Here is a 20,636-nt window from a genome sequence, read left to right on the forward strand (position 1 = left end):
TACCTAGTAATAATACCAAGTTTCACACGAAATTGGCAAGACCACTTCAAAAAAAAACATTCACTACTTTTGCAAAACGTTACATAGCAAACACGCCATTCCCTCTCCACTCTTCACCACATCTATAGTCAATAACATATTTTTACCAAATATTAATTTTTGTTTACACGCCGTTCATCATTCCTTCATATAAGAATAGTATGTTCAAAGTGTAGAAAATATATTGTGCTGAGGTGTGGAAATATGATATGGCTCATCCTCTTTTTACCTGCCGTAATCGTTTGGGCATGTGTTCTTTGCATCCACGTCAAATCCGGAAAAAGTAATCATCAGTACCATGAACCATTAATCTTTTACTCACAACGTGTTTCTCCATTCCGAGTTGAACATAGTAAAAATAACTACAAAGACAAAATAGAAAAAAGCTATCGAAAATGATAGCTTTTTTCTATTCACACGTACTTACATACTCTATTCCACTATTTGCATACCCTTTGCTTAGTAAAAGGTAATAATCCGCAGGGAAACCCCCTACGGATTAAAGTTTCACTTATTTCGCTGGTGGATCAAATTTCACACCTACATCTTTTGATCCGCCTTCACTTCTTACAAGTTGAATAATTTTATTTGCTTCTTTCTGTGAATGTTTTGCCGCTTTAACCGTTACTCTAATATCTGTACCATCAGCTCTTACAAGAGCATCTGGATATCCTCCTTGAGATTTAATTACTGTCTCAAGTAATTCTTGCTTCGTTTCCATTGTAGTGATTGCATCAAAGTTATCTTTCGCTTTACTCTTTTCTGTTGCTGAAGATTTCGAAGAATTCATCACTTCTTGTAATTTTGCTTTCGCTTCACTACGTTGATCTTCCATTTGCATACGTAAGGCTGTGAAATTCTCATCACTTGATTGAACTGATACATTACCCTCTTTTTTACTTGTTTCTTTTTTAGTATTTTCTTTTTTGTCTGTTTCTTTATTTGTTGTTTCCTTGCTTGTATTTTCTTTTTTCGGGGTTTCTTTAGGTGCTTCGTTTGTTACTGCTTTATCAGTACCTTGTTTTTCTTGTCCAATCTTTTCACCTGTTGCCGGCGATGCTGTATTCATTTTGTCAGGAGTTGTCACGTAATACACAGATAGTACAACAACTAAACTTAACATCGTTAATAGCCAAACTGTTTGTTTTTTTAACACTTTATTTCCTCCCTATCAATTTTTCGGTGAAACTGAAACGCGATGGGCTGGTACATCTAGCAGCCTTATCACAGCTTCTTTTACCATTGCTTTAACTTGTATATTATCCACTCCCTTTGCTACGACAAGAACACCACGTACTTTCGGCTTCTCTGTTCGTAAAACAACAGGAGTTTCTTTATCCCCTTCACGTATAATGACAGTCTTTTCATCAAGAGACTCGTCCTCTACTTCTCTCTTACCGCCTGTTTTATCTGTTTCACCTGTTGTTTGTGAGCGTTTCACTGTATTTTTTTCTAAAATTTTTTCTTCAGATGAATCTAAATTCACTTTAATCGTTACGTCTTTTACTCCTGCTATTTCTTCTAAAGCAGCTTTTAATTCTTGTTCATACGCTTTTTCATATTTTTCTACATTTGACATACTATCATTATTTTTTTGTCCGAAAGTTGGTAAGTCTTTTTCTTGGTTTTGAGTTTTTTGTTCTTTAAATACAGGTACTTCTTCTTTTTTACTTGAAAATAGACTACTAGAAAACATAAGCAAAATTCCAAGTATGAGTAGGACAAGTAAAAACTTAGGTGTTACCTTTTTACCCTTCTCGTTGCTTTCTTTTTGATCCCCATTCAATAAGTTTCGAAAAAATGAGAACTTCGAATTTTTATCTTTATTGTCCATTTACTCTACCTGTCCTCCCTTCCATTTGAACTTGGATTTGTTTACCCTCTAGTTGCCACCTGCTTGAAAAGAAATCTTTCATTTCCACATTCGTTTCTTCCACTTTTTTTGGAGGCTCTTTCGTATTAATTTCAATTGGCTTTACTGTTTCGATTGCATCATTTTTACTGCGTTCTTTTTCTTTCAACGTCACAACAACAGATTGAATATCTTTCGCCGACTTTACTTCTTCTGTATTTTCTGCTGCGACTATTTGTATTTCAGAGACAGTCATACCATACTTTTTCTCAAACTCTTTTCCTACTTCTTTTTTCATTTTGGTAGCCATCTCTTCTAAACTATATGCACGTGTTAGAGCTTGTATTTCTTTTTTCTTCGAATCTATTGAATTTTTTACAGATCCTTCTGCTACGTACTTTTCTTCATTAAAATTTGCAATTACTTCATTTACATCTGTCTGCAATAATTTAAAAAGAGGCGTTAAAATTAATACAACTAACAAAAGACTTACAACAAATTTAACGTATTTTTGCAAATTCGAATTTGGAAGAATAAGATGAAGCATTGTCGCTAAGAGCAAAAAAACGATAATATTTCTAATCCACTCTGTAACAAATTGCATACTCTTCACCTCCTACCGCATCATAAGTGTAATATTCCCCGCAGCAATAATAATTGTAATACTTAAAAAGAACATAAATGATACGATAGCTAAGCAAGCAAATACGTAAATGATGCTTCGTCCAATAATGTCTAAGCATTGAATAATTGCTCCGCTGCCAACCGGTTGCAATACTGCTGCTGCGAATTTATAAATAAATGCGATACAGAAAATTTGAATCGCTGGAAAGGCAACAATTAAGCATAAAATGACGAGCCCAATAATTCCGACTGTGTTTTTCAATAATCCTGATGCGCTAATAACAGTATCTGCCGCTTCTGTAAACATCCTTCCAACTACTGGAATGAAGTTTCCTGTTACAAATTTAGCAGTTTTCACAGCTATTCCATCAGCAACAGCTGTTGCTGTTCCTTGTACAGATAATACTCCTAAAAAAATCGTTAAAAAAATACCGATAATCCCAACGCTAACATTTTGCAGAAGCTTGGACAATTTCGTCACTTTATATTGATCACTCATTGTACTTACAATACTTAATATCGTTGCCAGTAATAAAAGTGGTAGAACGATATAATTCATAAGAAGCCCACTCGTATTCATTAAGAAAATGATAACCGGATGAAAAAACGATACAGATACAACCCCCCCGCCAGTTGCTATAAGCGCCAGCAAAATTGGCAATAATGCTAATATAAAATCTACCATTGTTTGTATCGTTTCTCTTGCATATGTCATAACGACATAAAAACTATTTAAAGCAAAAATAATAAGTACCATATATACAACAGCATCAGCAATTTTACTTACGCTACTTTTTGAAAAAGCGGATTGCAGTGATTGCAACAATGCACTAAAGATTGTGAGCATAATAAGTGTGCCAAGCAGTTTTCCATTAGCTGCAAGCTCATGAAATAAATATTTTAATAACCCTATCATCCACTCTTTTAGAGAGAATTCTTTTTCTCCCTTTACAAACTCCATAAAGCTCCCTTTTTGACTCTCTGGCAAATAGCCTCCATATTTTGTAACAAGCCCGTCCCAAAATTGCTTCACATCTTCAATTCCGAGCTTATCCAATTGTTGATCAACGACGTTTGTTTCTACAGGAGAAGCTTGTACAACAACCGGTAAAGAAAAGAAAAGGAAGCAAGCAAATAGCAGCTTAGCTCCAAACCTCCTCAACATTCACTCCCCCTTATCCCGTCGGTAAAAATCCGAGAATAGTTTCAATTACAACCGTCAAAATAGGAATTGCCATAACGAGAATGAGGATTTTCCCAGCAAGTTCAATTTTCGAAGCGATGGCACCTTGACCAGCATCTTTTGTAATTTGGGCTCCAAACTCAGCAATATAAGCAATTCCAATAATCTTTAGTAACGTTTCCACATAGACGTTACTAACTTTCGCTTCACTCGCTACTCTCTCAATCATTTGTAAAATAGCATGAATTTGATCAATTAAAATAAGAAACATCACGCTACCTACGAACACAATAAATAAAGATGTAATGCTAGATTTATGCTGGTTCAAAACAGCAGCTAAAAACGTAGCAACGAGGCCTAATCCGACAATTTGTATAATTTCGATTCGAACCGCCTCCTTTACTGGAAGAGAAAGACACTTTTAATCTTGTCGAATAGCGTATTAATTAAAAATGCGACATGAAATAAAATGACGACAAAACCGACAAGGATAACCCAATTTGCAATATCCTCACGCTTCAATTCTTTTAGTACAGTATGAATGAAAGCTAAAACAATGCCGATTCCGGCGATTTGAAATATTAATCCAACATCAATGGACATCGCCTTTCTCCCCCCTATAGCAGTAAAATTACAATAAGTAGCCCTGCTAGTACCCCTAAGCTCTTGATCATTTTCTCGTATTGCAGTTGTAAAGCTTTTGCTTCCTCTTCTTCTCTCTCCAAATGTGTAATACATAAGCGAATATGTTTTTGTTGTGATTCACGATCATGTTGCCCGAGCGTTTCACCAAATTGCTGCAGTATTTCATACTCGGTTTGTTGAAACGCCGTCAACTTCCAATTCTCTTTCAAACTATCTATCCAAGCTTCCCTTACTGTTTGTTCTCCACTTTCTAGTTTTTTAGCGAAACTTTGAAAGATCCAATTTAATGGCTTCGGCATTTGTTTAACTAATCGCTCGGCAGCCTCAGATAAAGGTGTGTGTCCATACATAATTTCTGCCTCTAATGATTGAAGTGCTGATTTTAATAATCTAAGTTGCCTCGGCCTTTCACTGTATCTTTTAGCGTATGAAAACCCGAAAAAGGTGCTGACCGCAACGATTAACACTGCACCAAATATTTTCACCATACGCCCTCAGCCTTTCTATTTGATAACACTGGTTTTCCATATTTATCTTTCACCTGCATAACCGTTCCTGGACCCCTCGCTTTTGACAACTCCACAAACCTATCAAATATACGAAGCTCTAGCACTGCCTTGAGCGATGGACGTCTCACAACATCCTCATAGGAAAATCCGTGTGCGCTTATAAAAAGCTGAACACCTGCATGCACTGCCTCCATAATTGCTTCACTATCTTCTTTACGACCAATTTCATCTACGATCAAAATATCAGGACTCATAGAACGAATCATCATCATCATTCCTTCTGCCTTTGGACATGCGTCTAACACATCGACTCGGGTACCAAAATCATATTGCGGGATCCCTTTCACACAGCCGGCAATTTCTGACCGTTCATCAACGATCCCCACTTTACAGGAAGGAATTTCCGAAGCACTTACCCCTTGACTCATGCAACGTGCTACATCTCTTAAAAGCGTCGTTTTTCCCGTTTGCGGAGGGCCAATTACCATCGTGTTTAACCATCTTTTTTCATACAAATATGGCAAAAGCGGTTCAGCAATCCCTATTTTTTGACGAGCAATACGAATATTAAAGGAAGAGACATCACGAATCATTTTCACTGCGCTTTTTTCTGTAATGACTTTTCCCGCTAACCCGATTCTATGCCCCCCGCGAAGCGTCACATACCCACGTTTTAATTCCTCTTCCATCGTATAAATTGAGAATTGACTTAACTTATTCAATAAGTAAATAGCATCCTCTGCAGTAGTGATATAGTCATAAAAAAACACCTTTCCGTGTGCAATACACTCTAGCGGTCTTCCAATTCGAACACGAATTTCCTCTAAAGCATCGTATTGCTCACATTCTTCAATTAAGTACTTCATCGTTTTTGGTAAAACTTCTAATACCTCTTTCATCGGCTTCTCCCCACTATACTCGACTTACTATTTCAGTAATGCGATAAAAATACAGCAAATTCCAAGCGCTAGAAAAAAGAGCTTCAAGAAAGAAATTTCACTTGCTACACTCGCTATCCCAATTGTCATTGTTAAAATTAATACGGTAGGTCCAACAAACGCCAACATACCATTTATAAACAACGCTTTCTTCGCATCATTCACATAAAGCATAAGCAAAGCAGCAAATATCTCCGCACTACCTGAAAATAATCGAAGTGCCCCCATAACAAGCACGGATGTTTCCATTGCCGCTAGCCACTGTTTCATTCTTCCACCTTCTCCCGTAACAGTTACTAACTTCGTATTCTAAAAAAGAATATATTTGTACAACCATATGCAGAGGTTGTCTATTTCAGAAGTAAAAACATAATTTTTCTCTAAAGTCTGAATTACAATCTGAATATTCATATTATTTTATGGTATATTATGGTATATTTAGTTTAAAAGGGGTTTAAACCATGCAGCACGTCACTTTATTACCACTAGATTTATGCTATACAAATGTGATTTTCGAGCTATCAAGTGATCCACATATAAAAAATGCATTGGGGATAACGGTAGAAAACATCGAAGACACGAAAACATTTCTTCTTTTCGCAATAGAAGAAGAGCGTCAAAAGAAATCCTTATCGAGAATGATTGTGAATGAAGAAAATGAAATAATTGGCCTCACCACACTTAAACATATTAATAATGAGAAAAAGCAATCTCACATTGGTAGTTGGCTCGGCTATCCGTACTGGGGAAAAGGCTATAACGAGGCTGCTAAAAAAGAAATCTTTAAAATCGCCTTTTTAGACTTACAACTTTCCTACGTATTTGCTGGTGCTAAAACGAATAATATCCGCTCTTTAAAAGCACAAGAAAAACTACCTTATATTTCATTGCATGTGGAAAACAAGTTTCCAGACGAACACGCTGCACTAGAGAAAGAAGTAAAGTCACCTTGCTCTCTGCATGTCGTGTCACGTGAAAATTTTTTAAACTGGTTGAAATTACAGAATGAGGAGGCAAAATATGAAGGTATTGAAAGTTAGTTTAACCGTTGTAGTAGAATTAGCTCTTATTTATCTTTTTTCATTATTGGTCGGTTGGTCATTTATAGAGACCTTTTTCCTTGGTAGTTTAGCAATATTTGCAATTATGTGGTTAATTATTATGAGTAACCATAGAAATAACATTACAGATCACGCAATAAGTAAAACATTAACTGGCGTTGAGACTGGCGAAATAAAGCCATTTCAAATTGTTTTGACTCCATCTATTATGGGTACTCTTTCACTTGTTTTAGTCAGTTTTATAATAACAGTTATTTACTATCTACCCTATTTCCTATAAAAAAAGCACTCGTGAATTATCACGAGTGCTTTTTTACTATGCACGAGAAACGTATTTACCTTCACCAGTGTTGATGATAAGCATTTCGCCTTCGTTAATGAAGATTGGTACTTGTACAACAAGACCAGTTTCTAATGTAGCTGGTTTTGTTACGTTAGAAGCAGTATCACCTTTAATACCAGGCTCTGTTTCTGTAACTTGTAATTCAACTGTGTTTGGAAGTTCAACACCAAGTACTTCGCCTTGGTAAGTCATAATTGCTACTTCCATGTTTTCTTTTAGGAATTTAAGCTCGCGCTCGATTTGTTTTTCACCAAGTTCGATTTGCTCATAAGTTCCGTTATCCATAAATACGTGAGCCTCACCGCTTGCGTATAAGTATTGCATACGACGGTTTTCGATGTGTGCTTTTTCTACTTTCTCACCTGCACGGAATGTTTTCTCTTGAACAGAACCTGTGCGAATGTTACGTAGTTTAGAACGAACGAATGCAGCACCTTTACCTGGCTTTACGTGTTGGAAATCAAGTACTTGCCAAAGGGCATTGTCCACTGAAATTGTTAAACCTGTACGAAAATCGTTTACTGAAATCATGTAAAAAAATCCTCCTGTGTATTACAAAATAATAAGTTCTTTTGGTGATTTCGTAATTACTTCATTACCTTCACTTGTCACAATGATATCATCTTCAATACGTACGCCGCCAATACCTGGAATATAAATACCTGGCTCTACTGTTACAGCCATACCTGGTTCAAGTACTGTATCAGAACGGAACGCTAAACCTGGTGCTTCATGGAGTTCAAGACCTATTCCATGACCAGTAGTGTGTCCAAAGTATTCACCATATCCTTTTTCCGTTATGTAGTCACGCGTTAGCGCATCAGCCTCGCGACCTGTTAAACCAGCTTTAATACCGTTCACACCACGTAGTTGTGCTTCTAAAACGATATTATAAATTTCTTTTAATTTATCAGATGGTTCACCGACTGCAATCGTACGAGTAATATCAGAGCAATATCCTTTGTAATAAGCGCCGAAGTCTAATGTAACGAAATCTCCTGTTTCTATCACTTTTTCAGATGCCACGCCGTGCGGTAATGCCGAACGAAGACCTGAAGCAACGATAATATCAAACGAAGAAGATGTTGCTCCTTGTTTTCTCATGAAAAATTCAAGTTCATTTGACACTTCAATTTCAGATACTCCCGGGCGAATGAATGATAGAATATGCTCAAAGGCAGCATCTGCAATCTGTGCAGCTTCCTTTAATATCTTAATCTCTGAATCAGTCTTTATCAAGCGTAACTTTTCTACAAGTCCAGAAGTCGGGATAAATTCAGCATCAATCGCTTCCTTATGCACTGAATAAGAACTATATGTAAGAGTATCTTGCTCAAAACCAAGTTTTTGAATTCCAAGCCCTTTCACTTGCTTTGCCACTTCATCAATGATCAATCCTGCGTGCTGTACAACCTCATATCCAACCGCTTGTTTACTTGCCTGCTCGACGTAACGGAAATCTGTAATAAATTGAGCACGATCTTTTGAAATAAGAACAACGCCTGCTGTTCCTGTGAAGTTAGCCATATATCTACGACTATGTTCATTTGTTAACAAAATACCGTCAATGCCAGCCTCATCAAATGCACTTCGTAATCTTTCAATTTTCTCCATTACTCTATGCCTCCCTCAATTTCTCCATTAATGCAAATAACGCTAACTTATAGCCATAAAAACCAAATCCTACAATTTGACCTGCACAAACAGCTGCCGTCACAGATTCATGACGGAACGATTCACGCTGATGAATGTTAGAAATATGTACTTCAATAACAGGAATCGAAATGCTCGCAATGGCATCACGAATCGCATAGCTATAATGCGTAAATGCTCCCGGGTTTAAAATGATCCCTTCATATATATCTTCCGCTTCATGAATAATGTCGATAATGGCACCTTCATGATTCGATTGGAAACATTCTAACTCCACTCCCATTGTTTCTGCTTCTTGCTTCATATCTGCTTCAAGTGTCGCTAGCGTGCCCTTTCCATATACATTTACCTCACGAACACCGAGGCGATTTAGGTTAGGACCGTTTACGAGGAGTAACTTTTTCATATTCTTAAAACTCCTTAATATTAATATCTATACAATATTTTAACATAGGAGTCACTTATTTGAATAGTTCGTCTTCTCTTGCCCTTCTTGTTCTACTTTATTGCTATTTACTGCATAAGAAACAGAATATGCTATAAACACACCATATAATATAAAAATACATATTGTCGTTACAATTGTCTCTTTTGGCAAATGGAGCGCACTTTTAATAACAGGAGCCATTAAACCCATCCCCAAAAACAGTAATGCCCACCAAAATAGCCCATAAATAATTCCCGCAATAATCCCTTCAAACTTTGCAAAAAATGCTTTATATAAAAAGGCAATCAAAATTGAAAGAAGTCCCATACACACTATTCCGGACACATTGCCCCATACCCCCTCTTTCCAACTTCCAAACGCAAATGGTAAAAGGAAATAATTCGGTCCCGCCTCCGTGAATGAAAATATATGAAGGAAATACCATATCCCGCCCCAAAAGATTCCACCAAACAAACCGATCTGCACAAAATTCCTTGTTCCTAATTGTTCTTGACTCACATCGACACCTCCGCTCAATAGTATGCCCGAAACTATTTTGAAGCATGTTTAAATCCTGCGAAATTTGTCTATAAAAAGAATAAGAAATGTCCGACTCTCATAATATTTTCCCTTGTCATCTACTTGTATTTGCCGATAAAATAAAGGAAACTCGGTGATTGTCTTATTTCAAAACGACAGAACCCAGTATGACAATTGCCTCTTTTTCTACATAAGAGAGAAACAAATACAGGTTGGTGTTAACATGGCAGAAGAGTCAAAACAAATATATGGCGGGCAAGCGGTCATAGAAGGAGTTATGTTTGGCGGTAGAGAATATACTGTTACAGCGGTTCGTCGTAAAGATAAATCGATTGAATTTTATCGATTACCACGCGTTCGTAATAAAGTATTATCTATCCTAAAAAAAATTCCATTTTTACGAGGGATTGCCGCTATTGTGGATGCAAGTGCGAATGGAGCAAAGCATTTAAACTTCGCTTCTGAACGATTTGACGTCCACCCAGAAGATGATGAACAAATTGCTAATAAAAAAGAAGAACAATCAAAATTAACGATGGTATTAGGAGTTGCAGCTGTTGGCGTTTTATCTTTCATATTCGGTAAAGTCATTTTCACAGCAGTTCCTGCACTATTAGCTGAATTAACAAGACCGATTTTCCCATCTCATACTGGGCAAATCATTGTCGAAAGTGTCATTAAGCTCATGCTATTATTGAGCTATATATACTTTATTTCTTTAACCCCACTTATTAAGCGGGTATTTCAGTATCACGGTGCAGAGCATAAGGTAATCAATGCTTATGAGAATGACCTTCCTCTGACTGTAGAAAACGTTCAAAAGCAAACTCGTCTCCATTATAGATGCGGCAGTAGCTTTATTATATTTACAGTCATTATTGGAATGTTCGTTTATTTCCTAGTCCCTACAGATCCTCTTTGGGCACGAGTTATAAACAGAATTTTATTAATTCCAGTTGTACTTGGTATTTCTTTTGAAGTATTGCAATTTACAAATCGATTACGAGATATTGCCGTATTACGCGTACTTGGATATCCTGGATTATGGCTACAACTATTAACAACGAAAGAACCAACAGATGATCAAGTGGAAGTAGCAATTGCATCGTTTGAAGAATTATTACGTTTAGAGAACAAACAATAATTATTTAAAAATGGTGTTCAACTCCTTTCCTCATCGTTAATATACTAATTTTAATATACGTTTTTAGGAGGTGTCCCTTATGAACGGTCGTTCGTTTACTTTCGCTATATTTGTGCTTATTATCGGATTGGCAATATTCGGCCTTGTTTCATCTGTTATTACAAATCCCATGGGTGTATTAAGAAATATCGGGTACATGTTACTTGTTGTCGGTATCTTTTACTTGCTATACAAGATGTTTACAAATTCCAGTGGTTCTGCAAATTCGCAAAGCTCATATAAGCGTGCGGCAAAACAATCGAACCGCAAACATGGGAAACAAAATGTAGCACCCCTAGGCAATTCTTTCTTTAAGTCAAATACTTCTAATGACAAAAGTAAAAAAGGGAATTCTTCCACTTTGAAACGAAAAAGAAAACAGTCTCATTTAACTGTCATTGAAGGCAAAAAAAGCAAAAAGAAAGACCGTGCTTCCTTTTAGGAAATACGGTCTTTTTTTATACTTTGAAGCACTTCTTTTAAACTTTTCTCTCTCATACTTTCAATTCGAAGATGATGATTTTCAAATGGTAAATTCCGTGTCACATCATTAGGTACCACAACGCACGTTAATCCCGCTGCAATTGCTGCTCTCAATCCATTTAATGAATCTTCAAACACAACAGCTTCAGACGGCTTAATTCCTAATTCTTCTATTGCAATTCGATAAAGAGCTGGATCTGGTTTTACCTTCTCAACATCTTCTCTCGTTTTAATAACTTCAAAATAATCTCGAATCTGTAGCTCTTCTAAAAAATGAATAACCCATTCTCTAGACGAACTAGAAGCTAGTGCGATTTTTAATCCCATTTCTTTCGCTTCTTCTAAATATTCTTTTACCCCGTCACGAGCTTTTGGTATTTTCATTTTCTCTTTATGTAAAGTTGCCACTTTTTCTTTTAATGCACTTTTGTTAAACTTCTCTTTTAATTGATCATTTAAATATGCATAAAGTACCTCATCTGTTGTTCCAATGCATTTCGCAAATTCCTCTAAAGGTAGTTCTTCGCCGTATTCACGAACAGCATCTCTGAAAGAGTGAAACCATATCGTTTCTGTGTCCACAATTAATCCATCAAAATCAAAAATAATTGCTTTCATAATTCTCCCATCCTTTTCGAATTGAAATAAAAAAGGAAACGCCATACGTTCCCCTTAATTACTTTTCTCTTCATTTGCTCTTTGAACACCGCGAAGTGTTTCCACTCGGACTGCATCTTGTTCAAAGTATTCCACTAAATCACCAATGCGATCAATCGCTTCCCAACTTAAATGATGCTCAATTCCTTCTACATCATTGTAAATTTTACCTTCATCCACACCGATAATACGCATAAATTGCTCTAGCAAGTCATGACGATATACGAGACGTTCTCCGATTTTTTTACCTTTTGTTGTTAATACAAGCCCTCTATATTTTTCATAAATTAGATATTCATCTTTGTCTAATTTTTGCACCATTTTTGTTACAGAGGATGGATGTACACTAAGCGCTTCAGCAATATCAGATACGCGGGCATAACCCTTTTCATCAATCAACAAATAAATTTGTTCAATATAATCTTCCATACTAGGGGTAGGCATCGGTTTCCTCCATCCAAGTTCATTTTGCTTATTCCGTACGAAGCAATCAATAAAATGATACACCAGAAAGAATAACGTGACAAGGTGAAAACGAGCCTAAATATATAAAACAAAAAAGAATCTGTATTTGCATACAGACTCCCCTTAAGTAAAGTATTGTATTTCTGCATTAGGAAAAAACTCATTTATATAACCTCTTATCGTTTCTTCCAATACTGCTGCTTCATCTTTTTTATATACGTATTTTCCGATGCCGTATCGTCCCCATTTATATTTACGCTTCTCTTCATCCATTTCAAGTTTCGTCTTCGGATAACGCTCTTGAATGACCTTTTTTGCCGGTTTTGTAAAGCGATGTTGAATTAATTCAAATGTTAAATTTGGTATCGATAAATCTTTTAGTGCATTGTACAGTCGCTCAAATAGTTCACGGTATCCTTCTTCCCACCCTTCATGCATATAAAGCGGCGCAACTATAAATCCAAGTGGATAACCCGCACCTGCTACTTTACGTGCAGCCTCTATTCGCTCCTCAAACGGCGATGTCCCTGGTTCAAAATTTTTAATTACATATCGTGAATTTATACTAAATCGAAAACGAGTTTTCCCATTATGCTTTGCATCTAATAAATGATCAACGTGCGAATATTTCGTGACGAAACGTAAGCGCCCATATTCACTTTCTCCAATGAATTCAATCGCCCGCTTTAATGCATGTGTTAAATGATCAATTCCAACAATGTCTGATGTACACGCTGCTTCAAATCTTGTTATTTCAGGTGCCCTTTCATCCATATATTGCTTTGCCTTCTCAAATATTTCATCAAGATTGACATACACACGAACGTAAGGCTTACTCCCAAGTGTCGTTTGCAAATAGCAATAATGACAATGTCCCATACACCCTGTTGCGAGCGGAATTGCATATTCAGCTGACGGTTTTGACGTATCAAACTTTAGCGTCTTCCTCACTCCAACGACAAGTGTAGCCTTTGCATTACGATACTTTTGCAAATCATTTTCTCCTGGCAAATTTCTAATTTGATTATGTGATGTCGTTTCACGAATTTCTAATCCCATCTTCGTAAACTTCTCATAAAGCTCTTTTCCAAGTGGATATTCAAGTGCCTTTGGTTCAAAGTAAACGAGTTTTGGCATAAATGGTTTCATATGCTTCCCTCCTCTCGTTAGTATGGGAAGCATTGAAAAATTAACACGCATTAAAGTTTTCCACTTCAGTAACTTGCTTTGCAAGTTACTGAATGTTATAATTTGGATAACAGCTACCTTGCAACGCAAGTTACCTAAATAAAAGGTGGTGAAATCATGCACAGCCAAATGTTAAAAGGTGTGCTCGAAGGTTGCATCCTATACATTATTTCACAAGAAGAAGTGTACGGATATGAACTGAGTACAAAATTAAATAAGCACGGCTTTACATTCGTAAGCGAAGGAAGCATATATCCGTTATTGTTACGTATGCAAAAAGAAAAATTGATTGAAGGAACATTAAAAGCTTCCTCACTCGGTCCAAAGCGAAAATATTATCACGTAACCGATAAAGGGTTAGAACAACTTGAAGAATTTAAACAAAGCTGGGGAATGGTTTCTACTACGGTAAATAACTTATTACAGGGGGAGTGATAGGGATGAATGCACAAGACATGATTGAATTGAATAATAAAAAACGTGAGCTTCTAACTTCCGAAAACGAGGCTGCTTATGGTGATATGTTAGTATATCTTCGAATATCAAACGTACCCGAGCAACAAATGGAGGAACTGTTACTAGAAATATTAGATCACCTCATCGAAGCACAAGCAGAAAATAAAAACGCTTATGACATCTTTGGAGATAATTTACAATCTTATTGCGATGAACTTATATCAGCTTTACCAACTCAAACAAAGTTAGAAAAAACTTCTTTAATTGGATTTTCTATTAGCTTACTTCTTGCTATACAGTTTGGCATAAATGCAATTATTTCATTTTTTATGTTTCTCTTTGAAAAAAACAATACATTATCAAGTCCGCCTTTTAGCATCCTTGGAACTACTTTGTCTGTTTCAATAATTATACTAGGTATACTATTTATTTTATATTTATTAAAGCGTTACTCCTTTGATCAGAAAATGAATTGGAAAAGAAGAATTCTATTTGGATTCGCATTTGCTACTCCATTTTGTTCCGCTGTATTCTTAAATATTTATTTCCAAAAGCAACCTTATCTCATTTACCATCTAAACTTTTGGCAAAGTGCCTTAATTGCTATCTTATTTTTTATTTTATATAAATTACTATACAAAAAATCAAATTTTTAACAGCCCTTCAAAAGGCTGTTTTTCTTCTGTCTAATTTTACAAATTGAAAAATTTCATAAAGAAAATAAGAAAAATGCAAAATAATTAAAGTTAATTGTTGACGTGATGCTTTTATTATCGGTATCATAAATCTTCGTGAGCAATTATTTTTCGTTATACGATTTTTTTATTATTACTGAATTTTTGAGAGGAGAAATTAGATGTCAGTTAAGAAGAAAACGCAAGTACGCACCGGCAAAATGGTACGTGAACTAATGTTAGCAGACGAAGATGTAAATGCTTCGCTAATCATGGTATATAGTGAAAACGGTGTAAACGCAGAAATTAAAATCGAGGGCTTAACGCCGAAATGTAACGAAGAATTATTTTTGAGCGGAAACGTGGATTGGAACAAGAGTGTTATTTATAAAATTGTTGATTTCACTGGAAACGCTGAAGTTGGTAAAGTTACATTAACAGCGATGAACAAAAACAATGTTTCTCTAGAAATTGAACGCGTTATGTGGAGTAAAGAAAATAAAGAAGCTGCCGAGCAAGAAGAAACACAGGTAGAAGCAGCACCGAAAAAAGAAGTAGTTGTAGAAGCTCCAAAAGCAATTACACCTGCTCCTAAGCCTGTTACGCGTGTGGAAACACCTGCTATGGCACCTAAGCCTACTCCGGTACCGACACCTAAGCCAGTAAGCGTAGAAGCAGCTGTAGAACTAGCTACTCCAGCGCCTGTGAAAAAAGCAGTCCCTACTCCAGTTACAAAGCAAGAGACAGCACCGGTTGCTCCTGCAAAACTGAAGCAGCCTGCTTTGACTGAAACAAATACAAAACTACAAGAAAATTATGTGAAACTCGTGAAAAAGACAATTGAAGTTTGTCAAGATTACGAGCTTGGCATCGACATAGATGATTCTATTGAAAGCTTAAAAGAAGAACTACAAAGCCAAGGTATTAGCGTTACATTTGACAAAGAAATTATGGACGTTGTAAGTCGCCTTCGTTCTTTACAAGATAAAGGAATCAAAGTAGAAAAAGTACTTAATTTACTATAAAAAAATAAGAGGTGGCAATTGCCATCTCTTATTTTTTATAATTCCACTCATTACTTTCATACTTTTCTTTCGCTAACGTTTGAACTTCATGTAACTGTTCTTCTGTTAATTCATATGGAACAAGTTCTACATCCAATCCTTTTTCAAAGCCAACTTCAAACGCTTTAATTAACTGTTCTATCGTAAATGTACGGTCTGTTAATTCATTAATTGCTACTGCTTTAGAAGAGAACATACTCTTCATACGTTCCTTCACACGTTCATTTGGGAATAAAAATAGATCATATAGTTCATCTAAATCAATTTCTAATGGAATCGATCCATGCTGTAAAATAACACCTTTTTGACGTGTTTGAGCACTACCAGCAATTTTTCTTCCTTCCACTACAATTTCATACCAAGATGGTGCATCAAAACATACACCTGAACGTGGATTTTTCAAATTTTCACGATCTGCTTCTGTTTTTGGAACTGCATAATATGCTTCTAACCCTAATGCCTTAAAACCATCTAATAAGCCTTGCGAAATAACACGATATGCTTCTGTAACTGTTTTCGGCATATTCGGATGATCTTCAGACACAATAACACTATACGTTAACTCTTTGTCATGTAGTACACCCCTGCCGCCTGTTTGACGACGAACGAATCCATATTTTTTTTCGTTAACTACATCCATATTAATATCTTTCTCAACACGTTGAAAATATCCAACTGTTAATGTTGGTACTTCCCATTCATAAAAGCGAATTGTTGGTGGCATTTTCTTTTCACTTTGCCAATTTAACAAACATTCATCTAACGCCATATTAAATGCCGGTGAACATTGACCAGAGTTAATATAACACCATTTTTCTTTTCCCATCCTGCACCTCATATAACCAATTATTTTTCACATTCTCTAGTCTACCAAATTCGACAAAATTTGTGAAAGAATACGAAATTTCTTCTTATATGCAAATGAATCTGTTGCATAAATACATATGGGCATTATAATATTGAAAGTAGGATAAGAAAAAAGGGAGCGATAGAATCGTGTCAACAACTTGGATTATTTTATTAGCCGTAATCGTAGCATTTATCGGCTACACTGTATGGATGTACTTCTATCAGAAAAAATTAATTAAAACTCTTACAGAAGAAGAATTTCGCGCTGGCTACCGTAAAGCACAGCTTATCGATATTCGTGAAGCAGACGAATATAACGCAGGGCATATTTTAGGTGCACGTAACATTCCGTTATCACAAATTCGCCTTCGCCATAAAGAACTTCGTCAAGATCAACCTGTTTACTTATATTGCCAAAGCGGATTCCGTACAGGTCGTGCAGCGCAATACTTAAAAAAACAAGGCTACAAAGATTTCTACCAATTACAAGGTGGATTTAAATCTTGGACAGGCAAAATTAAAAAGAAATAATAACATACAAAAAACTAGCTGAATAAATCAGCTAGTTTTTTCATTTCATCTTATTCGCAATGTATAATAAATTCTGCTTGATTACCGTTTCATCGTTCTCTTCTACATTCCGATACAGCAGTTGATATTCAATTCCTTTCTCTTTCCATATAAGCGTAGCAAATTCGTCACCACGTTCATAATCATCTTTATTTTTAAAATAAGCAGACGTTCCATTATTCAGTTTCATTTGTTCTTGAAATCGCTTCTCTTCCATAAGATCCGGAAAACTATAAGGAAAGTTCGCGACATTTAACTCAATATACTCATTTCTACCTGGCTCCTTCTGTTTATATTTAATCGTTAAGACAGCGTTCTTTTTCCCAAGCGTTCTTACTTCACCCTTCACATCACTTGTAATGTCGTACGGTAAAAACGTTGGAACTTTAAACTTCACCGGAAAATATTTTGGAAGTTCCTTTAGCGGAATAGGATCCGTAACACGATCCATAGCTCCTCCTGTTGTTCCCACAAAGTGTTTTTCTTCTTGCATCGTTTGCTGAAACGAACACGAACTAAGTACAAAACTAGAAAACACGAAACAAATGATTCTTTTTTTCAATTTGTTTCCGCCCTTTCATACCGCTCTCTTAACGAACGAAGCGTTGATATGCTCTTCATATTCGCTTTGTCATCAAACTCCACCTTTGAAAACTTTCCACGTTATTCTCACACATTTTGACAACACTTTTTGCAAACAAAAAAGACCCCTATCATTCTTACGCCCAAGTGAAAAGGTTACGCGAATAAAAAGAAGTCTTATTAATACCATAGTTTGTGAAAAGCTTTTCAGGTCAAGATTTTTTCTTTCTTATTATTTTCCCTTTATAATAAGGGAAAGAGGTGATACATATGGCCAATATAAAACAAATTGCTAAAACTGCTGGTGTATCGATATCAACTGTTTCTCGTGTTCTGAATAATCACCCTTACGTAAAAGAAGAAAAGCGTAAGCGTGTTCTAGACGCTGTTGAAGAATTAAACTACGCAAAAAATATAAATGCTGTCCATTTAATAAGAGGGAAAACATATACAATTGGCGTTATGCTTCCTTTCATTAACCTCCCCTACTTCAGTACCATTATTGAAGGAATCGGTAACGAAGCATTATTAGCTGGATATCACATTAATTTATGCCAAACAAATTACGATAGCCTTGAAGAAATTCGTGTTCTTGAAATGATGAAAATGAAACAATTTGATGGGATGATTATTTGCTCCCGAACGAGCTCTTGGGAACAAATCGAACCTTTCGCAAAATTTGCCCCTATTATTTCATGTGAAAAAATGAAGCACCCCCTCATTTCATCCATCTACGTAGATCATTATGAAGGTTTCCGTCTCGGTACTGCCTATTTACTAAGTAAAGGCCATGAAAAAATCGGAATTTGTTTAGCAAGAAAAACAAGTGTAAATTCCATGGAGCGCGAAAAAGCGTTCGCCGATACACTTCGTAACGAAGGGAAAACGTTGCATCCTGAATGGATTTTCCACCAATGCTATACAATGCAGGACGGAGCACAAATACTCCATCGTATTTTAAATATGAAAAATCGTCCAACTGCTATTTTTACAGCGAACGATCAAGTTGCAGCTGGTTTATTAACAGAGGCTCGAAAACATAGCATTCGAGTACCTGAAGACCTTGCTATCCTTGGATTTGATAATCATGAAATTTCAAAGGCATTAGAAATTTCCACAATTGAACATCCCGGTCTCGCAATGGGCTCACATGCTTTTTCTTTATTCCATAAGCAGATCCAAAGCGAGCAAATTGTCGGCAGTGCAAAAGAACTTTCATTCCATTTAATTGAGCGAGAGACTGTCTAAAAAGAGCGTTACCTATAACGCTCTTTTTCAGCTCTTCACCTATTGACATTATATTTTTTATCTCATATAATGAACCTAACGAACGGTAGGTAGGGGATGAAAATGACAGCAAACCGCATTAAAGCTGTAGCACTTTCTCATTTCGCACGCTACGGCTATGAAGGAACTTCATTGGCAAATATTGCTCAAGAAGTTGGGATTAAAAAACCATCGATTTACGCACACTTTAAAGGAAAAGAAGAGCTATATTTCATATGCTTAGAATCTGCTCTTCAAAAAGATTTGCAGAGCTTCACAGGCGATATCGAAAGCTTTTCCAATTCGTCTACTGAAGAATTGCTTTTAAAATTATTAAAAGGCTATGCAAAACGCTTTGGTGAAAGTGAAGAATCAATGTTTTGGTTACGAACTTCTTATTTTCCGCCTGATGCATTTCGCGAACAAATTATTAATAAAGCAAATGTACACATTGAAAACGTCGGAAAACTTTTATTCCCTGTATTTAAAAGAGCAAGCGAACAAGATGAGCTGCATAACATTGAAGTAAAAGACGCCTTAGAGGCTTTTCTATGCTTACTCGACGGTCTTATGGTTGAACTACTATACGCAGGTTTAAATCGTTTTGAGACACGTTTAGACGCTTCTTGGAAAGTATTTTGGCGCGGACTTTCAAACTGACGGATTGCTCCTTTGCAATGCGTCGTTTTTAAGCCCTTTACCTAACGACTGGTAGGAAGGAGAAATGACATATGGCATGGATTTATGTAATCATCGCTGGTATTATTGAAATCTTTTGGGTGATTGGACTAAAAAAAGCAGAGGCACCACTTGAATGGGCTGGTGTCGCTCTATTAATTACAATTAGTTTCGTCTTATTATTTAGAGCTTATAAAGATTTACCTGTCGGCACTGTATACGCAGTCTTTACAGGAATCGGAGCTGGTGGAATCGTTCTTACAGAGATTTTCATCTTCGGAGAACCTTTCTCTATCGTAAAAGTCTTATTAATCGGTTTAATCTTCTTCGGAGTAATTGGTTTAAAACGAGTAACAGAAGAAAAAGAAGCGAAGGAGGCCGCATAAAATGGCTTGGGTATTTTTAATTCTAGCTGGTATTTGTGAAATTATTGGTGTACTCTTTATGAAAGTAGCCACTGAAAAGAAAGGCTGGGCACCAAAAGTTATTTTAATCGCTAACTTCGGCGTAAGCTTCTTCTTCTTATCTCTTGCGATGAACACATTACCGATGGGAACTGCTTACGCAATTTGGACTGGAATCGGAACTGCTGGAAGTGCACTTCTAGGCATTCTCATTTTCCGAGAATCAGCGGATTGGCGTCGTCTTGCTTTCTTAAGCTGTATTCTATGCGGCGCTGTTGGCTTAAAACTATTAAGCTAACGTGA

31 protein-coding genes are annotated in these 20,636 nt (G+C 36.3%); 13 read left to right on the top strand and 18 right to left on the bottom strand.

The window, feature by feature from the left end; translation table 11 throughout:
- Nucleotides 1–243 precede the first annotated feature (243 nt).
- Nucleotides 244–438, top strand: coding sequence for a hypothetical protein (locus DOS87_RS23175; RefSeq protein WP_003309905.1), 195 nt, complete (start codon nucleotides 244–246; stop codon nucleotides 436–438).
- 112 nt (nucleotides 439–550) lie between these two features.
- Here the strand turns inward: DOS87_RS23175 and DOS87_RS23180 are convergent, their stop codons facing one another.
- The 9 genes from DOS87_RS23180 to DOS87_RS23220 are packed head-to-tail and all read right to left on the bottom strand — an operon-like array spanning nucleotide 551 to nucleotide 6,060.
- Complete coding sequence (locus DOS87_RS23180) at nucleotides 551–1,195, bottom strand: SpoIIIAH-like family protein (RefSeq protein WP_000914711.1); 645 nt, start codon at nucleotides 1,193–1,195, stop codon at nucleotides 551–553.
- Between the two features lie 15 nt (nucleotides 1,196–1,210).
- On the bottom strand, nucleotides 1,211–1,873 hold the full coding sequence (gene spoIIIAG / locus DOS87_RS23185; RefSeq protein WP_000368886.1) for a stage III sporulation protein AG: 663 nt from the start codon (nucleotides 1,871–1,873) through the stop codon (nucleotides 1,211–1,213).
- Entirely contained in the window at nucleotides 1,863–2,495 is a 633-nt protein-coding gene (gene spoIIIAF / locus DOS87_RS23190; protein WP_001161037.1) for a stage III sporulation protein AF, read from the bottom strand. Before spoIIIAF ends, spoIIIAG begins: the two co-directional genes overlap by 11 nt.
- Nucleotides 2,496–2,507: 12 nt before the next feature.
- Nucleotides 2,508–3,680 carry a stage III sporulation protein AE gene (gene spoIIIAE, locus DOS87_RS23195; protein ID WP_000946111.1) on the bottom strand — a complete coding sequence of 391 codons (1,173 nt, stop codon included), beginning with the start codon at nucleotides 3,678–3,680 and terminating at the stop codon, nucleotides 2,508–2,510.
- A 10-nt stretch (nucleotides 3,681–3,690) separates the two neighbouring features.
- On the bottom strand, nucleotides 3,691–4,074 hold the full coding sequence (gene spoIIIAD / locus DOS87_RS23200) for a stage III sporulation protein AD (protein WP_079245909.1): 384 nt from the start codon (nucleotides 4,072–4,074) through the stop codon (nucleotides 3,691–3,693).
- 23 nt (nucleotides 4,075–4,097) lie between these two features.
- On the bottom strand, nucleotides 4,098–4,301 hold the full coding sequence (spoIIIAC, locus tag DOS87_RS23205) for a stage III sporulation protein AC (RefSeq protein WP_000020914.1): 204 nt from the start codon (nucleotides 4,299–4,301) through the stop codon (nucleotides 4,098–4,100).
- Nucleotides 4,302–4,315: 14 nt separating this feature from the next.
- Nucleotides 4,316–4,831 (bottom strand): stage III sporulation protein SpoIIIAB, encoded by a 516-nt coding sequence (gene spoIIIAB / locus DOS87_RS23210; protein WP_000238702.1) that lies wholly within the window; start codon nucleotides 4,829–4,831, stop codon nucleotides 4,316–4,318.
- On the bottom strand, nucleotides 4,825–5,751 hold the full coding sequence (gene spoIIIAA, locus DOS87_RS23215) for a stage III sporulation protein AA (protein WP_000665903.1): 927 nt from the start codon (nucleotides 5,749–5,751) through the stop codon (nucleotides 4,825–4,827). Before spoIIIAA ends, spoIIIAB begins: the two co-directional genes overlap by 7 nt.
- A 27-nt stretch (nucleotides 5,752–5,778) precedes the next feature.
- A complete protein-coding gene (locus tag DOS87_RS23220; protein WP_000816050.1) occupies nucleotides 5,779–6,060 on the bottom strand; it encodes a YqhV family protein in 282 nt (93 codons plus the stop codon).
- Nucleotides 6,061–6,251: 191 nt separating this feature from the next.
- Between DOS87_RS23220 and DOS87_RS23225 the strand changes: the two genes are divergently transcribed.
- The gene (locus DOS87_RS23225) at nucleotides 6,252–6,830 is read left to right on the top strand and encodes a GNAT family N-acetyltransferase (protein WP_001164990.1); all 579 of its coding nucleotides are present in this window, start codon (nucleotides 6,252–6,254) and stop codon (nucleotides 6,828–6,830) included.
- Nucleotides 6,811–7,131 carry a hypothetical protein gene (locus DOS87_RS23230; protein ID WP_000866225.1) on the top strand — a complete coding sequence of 107 codons (321 nt, stop codon included), beginning with the start codon at nucleotides 6,811–6,813 and terminating at the stop codon, nucleotides 7,129–7,131. Before DOS87_RS23225 ends, DOS87_RS23230 begins: the two co-directional genes overlap by 20 nt.
- A 36-nt stretch (nucleotides 7,132–7,167) precedes the next feature.
- Here DOS87_RS23230 and efp read toward each other — a convergent pair whose 3' ends face one another.
- Genes efp through DOS87_RS23250 form a run of 4 tightly spaced genes read right to left on the bottom strand, consistent with a single transcriptional unit; the run spans nucleotide 7,168 to nucleotide 9,793 of the window.
- Entirely contained in the window at nucleotides 7,168–7,725 is a 558-nt protein-coding gene (efp, locus tag DOS87_RS23235) for an elongation factor P (RefSeq protein WP_000626513.1), read from the bottom strand.
- Between the two features lie 21 nt (nucleotides 7,726–7,746).
- Nucleotides 7,747–8,808, bottom strand: a complete 1,062-nt coding sequence (gene pepQ / locus DOS87_RS23240; protein ID WP_000411042.1) for a Xaa-Pro dipeptidase — start codon at nucleotides 8,806–8,808, stop codon at nucleotides 7,747–7,749.
- A gap of 4 nt (nucleotides 8,809–8,812) precedes the next feature.
- Nucleotides 8,813–9,253, bottom strand: coding sequence for a type II 3-dehydroquinate dehydratase (aroQ, locus tag DOS87_RS23245; protein WP_000735140.1), 441 nt, complete (start codon nucleotides 9,251–9,253; stop codon nucleotides 8,813–8,815).
- 51 nt (nucleotides 9,254–9,304) lie between these two features.
- Nucleotides 9,305–9,793, bottom strand: coding sequence for a YqhR family membrane protein (locus DOS87_RS23250; RefSeq protein ID WP_000076885.1), 489 nt, complete (start codon nucleotides 9,791–9,793; stop codon nucleotides 9,305–9,307).
- Nucleotides 9,794–10,037: 244 nt separating this feature from the next.
- On the opposite strand from DOS87_RS23250, the gene DOS87_RS23255 reads away from it, so the two are divergent.
- Together DOS87_RS23255 and DOS87_RS23260 are read left to right on the top strand one after the other, a co-directional pair.
- Nucleotides 10,038–10,958 carry a DUF1385 domain-containing protein gene (locus tag DOS87_RS23255; protein WP_098578374.1) on the top strand — a complete coding sequence of 307 codons (921 nt, stop codon included), beginning with the start codon at nucleotides 10,038–10,040 and terminating at the stop codon, nucleotides 10,956–10,958.
- 79 nt (nucleotides 10,959–11,037) lie between these two features.
- Complete coding sequence (locus tag DOS87_RS23260; protein ID WP_001014463.1) at nucleotides 11,038–11,439, top strand: SA1362 family protein; 402 nt, start codon at nucleotides 11,038–11,040, stop codon at nucleotides 11,437–11,439.
- On the opposite strand, the gene DOS87_RS23265 is transcribed toward DOS87_RS23260, so the two are convergent.
- The 3 genes from DOS87_RS23265 to splB form a co-directional block, all read right to left on the bottom strand.
- Complete coding sequence (locus tag DOS87_RS23265) at nucleotides 11,436–12,098, bottom strand: HAD family hydrolase (protein ID WP_014894887.1); 663 nt, start codon at nucleotides 12,096–12,098, stop codon at nucleotides 11,436–11,438. The genes DOS87_RS23260 and DOS87_RS23265 overlap by 4 nt on opposite strands.
- 54 nt (nucleotides 12,099–12,152) lie before the next feature.
- Complete coding sequence (mntR, locus tag DOS87_RS23270) at nucleotides 12,153–12,581, bottom strand: transcriptional regulator MntR (RefSeq protein WP_001143081.1); 429 nt, start codon at nucleotides 12,579–12,581, stop codon at nucleotides 12,153–12,155.
- A 144-nt stretch (nucleotides 12,582–12,725) separates the two neighbouring features.
- Entirely contained in the window at nucleotides 12,726–13,751 is a 1,026-nt protein-coding gene (gene splB / locus DOS87_RS23275) for a spore photoproduct lyase (RefSeq protein ID WP_000802106.1), read from the bottom strand.
- Between the two features lie 156 nt (nucleotides 13,752–13,907).
- On the opposite strand from splB, the gene DOS87_RS23280 reads away from it, so the two are divergent.
- The 3 genes from DOS87_RS23280 (at nucleotide 13,908) to DOS87_RS23290 (ending at nucleotide 15,945) form a co-directional block, all read left to right on the top strand.
- Nucleotides 13,908–14,225, top strand: a complete 318-nt coding sequence (locus tag DOS87_RS23280) for a PadR family transcriptional regulator (RefSeq protein ID WP_000556083.1) — start codon at nucleotides 13,908–13,910, stop codon at nucleotides 14,223–14,225.
- A 5-nt stretch (nucleotides 14,226–14,230) separates the two neighbouring features.
- The gene (locus tag DOS87_RS23285) at nucleotides 14,231–14,902 is read left to right on the top strand and encodes a DUF1129 family protein (protein ID WP_000993585.1); all 672 of its coding nucleotides are present in this window, start codon (nucleotides 14,231–14,233) and stop codon (nucleotides 14,900–14,902) included.
- 200 nt (nucleotides 14,903–15,102) lie between these two features.
- Nucleotides 15,103–15,945 (top strand): hypothetical protein, encoded by an 843-nt coding sequence (locus DOS87_RS23290; protein ID WP_098578373.1) that lies wholly within the window; start codon nucleotides 15,103–15,105, stop codon nucleotides 15,943–15,945.
- Between the two features lie 28 nt (nucleotides 15,946–15,973).
- Here the strand turns inward: DOS87_RS23290 and DOS87_RS23295 are convergent, their stop codons facing one another.
- A complete protein-coding gene (locus DOS87_RS23295) occupies nucleotides 15,974–16,810 on the bottom strand; it encodes a lipoate--protein ligase family protein (RefSeq protein ID WP_000514081.1) in 837 nt (278 codons plus the stop codon).
- A gap of 170 nt (nucleotides 16,811–16,980) precedes the next feature.
- On the opposite strand from DOS87_RS23295, the gene DOS87_RS23300 reads away from it, so the two are divergent.
- On the top strand, nucleotides 16,981–17,364 hold the full coding sequence (locus tag DOS87_RS23300; protein ID WP_000108653.1) for a rhodanese-like domain-containing protein: 384 nt from the start codon (nucleotides 16,981–16,983) through the stop codon (nucleotides 17,362–17,364).
- Between the two features lie 40 nt (nucleotides 17,365–17,404).
- Here DOS87_RS23300 and DOS87_RS23305 read toward each other — a convergent pair whose 3' ends face one another.
- Nucleotides 17,405–17,941 carry a DNA polymerase III subunit delta gene (locus DOS87_RS23305; protein ID WP_142330544.1) on the bottom strand — a complete coding sequence of 179 codons (537 nt, stop codon included), beginning with the start codon at nucleotides 17,939–17,941 and terminating at the stop codon, nucleotides 17,405–17,407.
- A gap of 314 nt (nucleotides 17,942–18,255) precedes the next feature.
- Here DOS87_RS23305 and DOS87_RS23310 point away from each other — a divergent pair, with 314 nt between their 5' ends.
- From DOS87_RS23310 to DOS87_RS23325, 4 genes are all read left to right on the top strand, one after another.
- A complete protein-coding gene (locus DOS87_RS23310) occupies nucleotides 18,256–19,233 on the top strand; it encodes a LacI family DNA-binding transcriptional regulator (protein ID WP_098398756.1) in 978 nt (325 codons plus the stop codon).
- Between the two features lie 96 nt (nucleotides 19,234–19,329).
- Nucleotides 19,330–19,911: a TetR/AcrR family transcriptional regulator gene (locus tag DOS87_RS23315; protein ID WP_002005730.1), complete on the top strand. Its 582-nt coding sequence runs from the start codon at nucleotides 19,330–19,332 to the stop codon at nucleotides 19,909–19,911.
- Between the two features lie 71 nt (nucleotides 19,912–19,982).
- Nucleotides 19,983–20,315 (top strand): DMT family transporter, encoded by a 333-nt coding sequence (locus DOS87_RS23320; protein ID WP_000312339.1) that lies wholly within the window; start codon nucleotides 19,983–19,985, stop codon nucleotides 20,313–20,315.
- 1 nt (nucleotide 20,316) lies between these two features.
- Entirely contained in the window at nucleotides 20,317–20,631 is a 315-nt protein-coding gene (locus tag DOS87_RS23325; RefSeq protein WP_000312623.1) for a DMT family transporter, read from the top strand.
- Nucleotides 20,632–20,636: the final 5 nt, after the last annotated feature.

It is taken from the genome of Bacillus sp. CR71 (assembly GCF_003429245.1).
In the GTDB taxonomy this organism is placed as follows: Bacteria; Bacillota; Bacilli; order Bacillales; family Bacillaceae_G; genus Bacillus_A; species Bacillus_A thuringiensis_S.

What these genes read in the sequence shown, in the direction of transcription:
- DOS87_RS23175 (WP_003309905.1), top strand. Translation starts at nt 244, where the DNA reads ATGATATGGCTCATCCTCTTTTTACCTGCCGTAATCGTTTGGGCATGT.
- spoIIIAG (WP_000368886.1), bottom strand. Translation starts at nt 1,873, where the DNA reads ATGGACAATAAAGATAAAAATTCGAAGTTCTCATTTTTTCGAAACTTA.
- spoIIIAF (WP_001161037.1), bottom strand. Translation starts at nt 2,495, where the DNA reads ATGCAATTTGTTACAGAGTGGATTAGAAATATTATCGTTTTTTTGCTC.
- spoIIIAE (WP_000946111.1), bottom strand. Translation starts at nt 3,680, where the DNA reads ATGTTGAGGAGGTTTGGAGCTAAGCTGCTATTTGCTTGCTTCCTTTTC.
- spoIIIAC (WP_000020914.1), bottom strand. Translation starts at nt 4,301, where the DNA reads ATGTCCATTGATGTTGGATTAATATTTCAAATCGCCGGAATCGGCATT.
- spoIIIAB (WP_000238702.1), bottom strand. Translation starts at nt 4,831, where the DNA reads ATGGTGAAAATATTTGGTGCAGTGTTAATCGTTGCGGTCAGCACCTTT.
- spoIIIAA (WP_000665903.1), bottom strand. Translation starts at nt 5,751, where the DNA reads ATGAAAGAGGTATTAGAAGTTTTACCAAAAACGATGAAGTACTTAATT.
- DOS87_RS23220 (WP_000816050.1), bottom strand. Translation starts at nt 6,060, where the DNA reads ATGAAACAGTGGCTAGCGGCAATGGAAACATCCGTGCTTGTTATGGGG.
- DOS87_RS23225 (WP_001164990.1), top strand. Translation starts at nt 6,252, where the DNA reads ATGCAGCACGTCACTTTATTACCACTAGATTTATGCTATACAAATGTG.
- DOS87_RS23230 (WP_000866225.1), top strand. Translation starts at nt 6,811, where the DNA reads ATGAAGGTATTGAAAGTTAGTTTAACCGTTGTAGTAGAATTAGCTCTT.
- efp (WP_000626513.1), bottom strand. Translation starts at nt 7,725, where the DNA reads ATGATTTCAGTAAACGATTTTCGTACAGGTTTAACAATTTCAGTGGAC.
- pepQ (WP_000411042.1), bottom strand. Translation starts at nt 8,808, where the DNA reads ATGGAGAAAATTGAAAGATTACGAAGTGCATTTGATGAGGCTGGCATT.
- aroQ (WP_000735140.1), bottom strand. Translation starts at nt 9,253, where the DNA reads ATGAAAAAGTTACTCCTCGTAAACGGTCCTAACCTAAATCGCCTCGGT.
- DOS87_RS23255 (WP_098578374.1), top strand. Translation starts at nt 10,038, where the DNA reads ATGGCAGAAGAGTCAAAACAAATATATGGCGGGCAAGCGGTCATAGAA.
- DOS87_RS23260 (WP_001014463.1), top strand. Translation starts at nt 11,038, where the DNA reads ATGAACGGTCGTTCGTTTACTTTCGCTATATTTGTGCTTATTATCGGA.
- DOS87_RS23265 (WP_014894887.1), bottom strand. Translation starts at nt 12,098, where the DNA reads ATGAAAGCAATTATTTTTGATTTTGATGGATTAATTGTGGACACAGAA.
- mntR (WP_001143081.1), bottom strand. Translation starts at nt 12,581, where the DNA reads ATGCCTACCCCTAGTATGGAAGATTATATTGAACAAATTTATTTGTTG.
- splB (WP_000802106.1), bottom strand. Translation starts at nt 13,751, where the DNA reads ATGAAACCATTTATGCCAAAACTCGTTTACTTTGAACCAAAGGCACTT.
- DOS87_RS23280 (WP_000556083.1), top strand. Translation starts at nt 13,908, where the DNA reads ATGCACAGCCAAATGTTAAAAGGTGTGCTCGAAGGTTGCATCCTATAC.
- DOS87_RS23285 (WP_000993585.1), top strand. Translation starts at nt 14,231, where the DNA reads ATGAATGCACAAGACATGATTGAATTGAATAATAAAAAACGTGAGCTT.
- DOS87_RS23290 (WP_098578373.1), top strand. Translation starts at nt 15,103, where the DNA reads ATGTCAGTTAAGAAGAAAACGCAAGTACGCACCGGCAAAATGGTACGT.
- DOS87_RS23295 (WP_000514081.1), bottom strand. Translation starts at nt 16,810, where the DNA reads ATGGGAAAAGAAAAATGGTGTTATATTAACTCTGGTCAATGTTCACCG.
- DOS87_RS23310 (WP_098398756.1), top strand. Translation starts at nt 18,256, where the DNA reads ATGGCCAATATAAAACAAATTGCTAAAACTGCTGGTGTATCGATATCA.
- DOS87_RS23315 (WP_002005730.1), top strand. Translation starts at nt 19,330, where the DNA reads ATGAAAATGACAGCAAACCGCATTAAAGCTGTAGCACTTTCTCATTTC.
- DOS87_RS23320 (WP_000312339.1), top strand. Translation starts at nt 19,983, where the DNA reads ATGGCATGGATTTATGTAATCATCGCTGGTATTATTGAAATCTTTTGG.
- DOS87_RS23325 (WP_000312623.1), top strand. Translation starts at nt 20,317, where the DNA reads ATGGCTTGGGTATTTTTAATTCTAGCTGGTATTTGTGAAATTATTGGT.